The sequence below is a fragment of the Eubacterium sp. CAG:161 genome (assembly GCF_000432355.1).
Lineage (GTDB): Bacteria > Bacillota > Clostridia > Lachnospirales > Lachnospiraceae > Eubacterium_G > Eubacterium_G segne.
In genome coordinates, this window is sequence record NZ_HF991862.1 from 1 (window position 1) to 3,763 (window position 3,763).

At 40.0% G+C, this 3,763-nt stretch carries 3 protein-coding genes; all 3 read right to left on the reverse strand.

The window, feature by feature from the left end; all coding sequences use genetic code 11:
• A partial coding sequence (locus Q5O30_RS05180; RefSeq protein ID WP_302674602.1) for a GLUG motif-containing protein occupies nt 1–1,498 on the reverse strand: 1,498 nt, incomplete at its 3' end.
• Nucleotides 1,499–2,043: 545 nt separating this feature from the next.
• On the reverse strand, nt 2,044–3,141 hold the full coding sequence (gene tsf / locus Q5O30_RS05185) for a translation elongation factor Ts (RefSeq protein WP_021952693.1): 1,098 nt from the start codon (nt 3,139–3,141) through the stop codon (nt 2,044–2,046).
• Between the two features lie 25 nt (nt 3,142–3,166).
• Nucleotides 3,167–3,763: 30S ribosomal protein S2 (gene rpsB, locus Q5O30_RS05190; RefSeq protein ID WP_302674603.1), on the reverse strand; the 597-nt coding region annotated here is incomplete at its 5' end.

Sequence of the window (3,763 nt, forward strand, 5' to 3'; positions counted from 1 at the left end):
CATCCACTTCGCTCTGTTCAGTGATATTCTTGTCACGGACAACAGCATTGACAGCAGTTTCTACAGCAGAGAAGTCCTTGTAGTTGTCCTTGTTCAGTGCATTTGCCTTGGCAATGGCTTCGTCGACCTTAGTGTAGTCGGCAGGTAAATAAGTCATTGCAATGGTCTGCGTATGAGTTGCTGTATCAGCCGTAATCGTAATATTGAGATTGAAAACCTCGCAATTATCTGCGCTGACTTCGACAGTATAAGTACCCGCTTCCAAATCAACAGGGTTTGCTACTTCCTGACCATTCACTTTAATGACTACATTCGCCAATTCAGCAGGTGTTACGACAAAAGAAACTGTATATTTCGGTGCAGGCAAAAGGGGTGTTCCATTAGAATTAAATCGATAATTGCCACCAGCAGCAGTGATTTCATTAAAGAAATCTTCCGTTTTCATAAAGTCAAGGGTCTTTTCTGTTCCAGCATCCTGATACTTAAAGCAAGCCGGGACATTTTCCGTTTGCACGAAATAATTGTTTTCAAAAACAGGTGTATCAGAAGAAACACCGCCTGCAATACCGCCCAAACGCTTATAAGGTGTAGTGGCAGTATATTGAGATAAATCCATTTCACCAGCGAAATAGCAATGTCTGATTTCTGTACCTGCACCAACTGTGCCTGCGATACCGCCGAAATTCGTAGTGCCATGGCCAAGAGGAACCATTTTCCCGGTGGAATAACAATTGATAATCTTTGAGCCTTGATACAACTGCCCAACAATTCCGCCGGTATGGGGTGTCCAAGAGGTCATATCGCCTGTATTGGCGCAATACTGTACGGTACTGTTGTCAGCAACACCTACGATACCGCCCATCTGCAAAGAGGTAGTATCCGTCGTTACTGAAAAATTCCCCTTGTTTTGGCAGTGTTCAATCGTGCTATTTATCGCATATCCGCACAAAGCCGTAGGGCCGTTGATATATTTGTCCGTATCTGTGAACGATACATCCGAAATGCAGTCAGAAATTTTGCTGTTTTCTGCAACGCCCGCAACTGTTCCAAAAAAGACATACCCTGAATTGGACACATCCAGCTTGCCTTGAATTGTCAAACCGGAAATTTCAGCGCCGTAAACCTCACTGAAAAATCCGAAAGACGGATACTCTGTCTTTCCATAGTTTTCGGAAAAATCTAAATTGGAAATCGTATGCCCGTTTCCGTAAAATTTGTCGCTGAAGTAATGCAGCAGAGTTCCATCAGCAGCAAATACGCTGCCAATTGGTGTCCACGCAACACCTGTTAAATCCAAATCTGCATCAAGAGATACAACCGCATCTGTTTTATCGTCATATTCGCCATTGTCCACAGCTTTTGCAAATTGCAAAAGCTCATCTACTGTTGTGATTGAGATTTTGTTGCTTTTCTCGTTCTCTTCTGCAAACGCTGTCATCGGAACAAGTGCCATCACAAGGCACAACGCAAGCAGAAGGCTTATAAGTTTATTCTTCATTTTCATTCCTCCAAAATAATTCTATCCGCTATTTACTTTCTCCGACAGCGGACACGCCAGAGAAGATAGAAGGTTTAACCAGAAAAGATTGATTTGCCATAGTCAAGTCCTCCTTCCATAATTTCTAAGGCAAAAAGGATACAAATCCCCCCTAACCCATAGATATACAGTAGTATTATAGCAGATTTTTCCCCCAAATCTCAAGTAGTTTTCAGAATAATACTCTCCTTCTTTCTCAAAGCATTGCCTTCTTCCATTACTCACGGAACTTTATGACTTCTTGAATACTACCCGAAAAGGAAAAGCCGCCGTCTGTGACAGCGACTTTTCTCTTTAGCTGGTAAACTGTATCAACAGTTCGTTTAAGGCATCCTCCTTTTTCTATACGCACCACTCCTCTAATTGATTTGTTTCACAAATCAATTAGCACGAGTCATTCGCAGAATGACGCATAACATAAAAAGAGATAGGTCCTCAATTATGCAAGCATATGAGAATCCTATCTCTTTTTATGTTACGTCGCTTTGCTCAAAGCTTCGCGATAATTATTTCATCTGTGCAGCTACTTCTTCAGCAAAATTCTCTTCTTTCTTTTCAAGACCTTCACCTGTTTCAAAACGAACGAATTTCTTAAGTGCTACTGTAGCGCCAACTTCTTTTGATACTTCATCAAGATACTTAGCAACTGTCTGCTTTCCGTCTGCAGCCATTACATATGTCTGGTCAAGAAGGCATACTTCCTTTAACTGCTTTGATACACGACCTTCTACTAAACCATTGAAAATCTTGTTTTCCATGATTTCTGCTTTGTCGTTCATAGCGATTTCTGCTACTGCTGCCTTTGCTTCTTTTGAAAGGAAGTTGAATAAGTAATTTAAGTTACTCTTCTTCTCTTCATAAATAGCAATATCTTCATCGCTCCAAGCCTTGCTTTCTACAGCCTTGTTGAGTAAGTTCATTAAAATAGGCTTTGGAAGTGTATCAGGCTCGTTTAATGCGCTGTCAATTGTGATTTCTCTCATCTTAGCAAGTTCATCTGCAGAAATATCATTTCTTGAGATGTACTGTGGGTTCATAGCTGCAATCTGCATAGCAATTGTCTTAATTGCTGCTGTTACAGCATCATTTGCAGGAGCATCAGCTTCAACTAATACACCAATCTTTCCACCTGCATGAATGTATGATGAAATAACACCTTCTGATTCTAACTTTTCAAATCTTCTAATGTTCATGTTTTCACCGATAACAGCGATCTGTGATACTAATTCATCCTTAACAGTCTTAGCAGGATCAAGAATCCAGGCTTCGCCTAATAATTCTTCAACATCTTTAGCGTCTGAAGCAACAATCTGCTTAGCAACATTACCTACGAATGTCTGGAACTTTTCGTTCTTAGCAACAAAGTCTGTTTCTGAGTTAACTTCTACGATTGCAGCCTTACCGTCTTCTACTAATGTATAAACGATACCTTCTGCAGCGATTCTGCCAGACTTTTTAACTGCTGTAGCTTCACCTTTTTTTCTTAAAACTTCAATAGCTGCTTCCTGATTACCATCAGTTTCAACTAAAGCGTTTTTACAAGCCATAACACCAGCACCTGTTAATTCTCTTAATTCTTTTACCATTGCTGCTGTAATTGTCATAATTCTATTCCTCCTGAAATCTATATTATTCTTCTACTGTCTCGTTAACTTCTTCTGTTTCAGCCTCAGCTGTTTCTGCTACCATTTCTTCACCCTGGTTAGCTTCAATAACAGCATCTGCCATCTTAGAAACAATAAGTTTAACTGCTCTGATAGCATCATCGTTACCTGGGATAACGTAATCTAATTCTTCAGGATCACAGTTTGTATCAGCAATACCGATTAATGTAATTCCAAGTGCATGAGCTTCCTGAACGCAGATTCTTTCCTTCTTAGGATCTACAACAAAGATAGCATCTGGGATTCTCTTCATTTCCTTGATACCGCCAAGGTTCTTTTCAAGCTTATCCCATTCCTTCTTAATATTAACAACTTCTTTCTTAGGAAGAACATCAAATGTTCCATCTTCAGACATTCTTTCAATATCTTTTAATCTCTTAATTCTTGACTGAATAGTCTTGAAGTTAGTAAGCATACCACCTAACCATCTTTCGTTAACGTAGTACATACCACATCTCTGTGCTTCTTCCTTAACAGCATCCTGAGCCTGCTTCTTAGTACCAACAAAAAGGATTGTACCACCTTCCTGTGCAATATCAGATACTGCCTTGTAAGCTTCATC

Excerpts from the sequence above, each read along its gene's own strand:
- tsf (WP_021952693.1), bottom strand. The coding sequence starts at position 3,141 with ATGACAATTACAGCAGCAATGGTAAAAGAATTAAGAGAATTAACAGGT.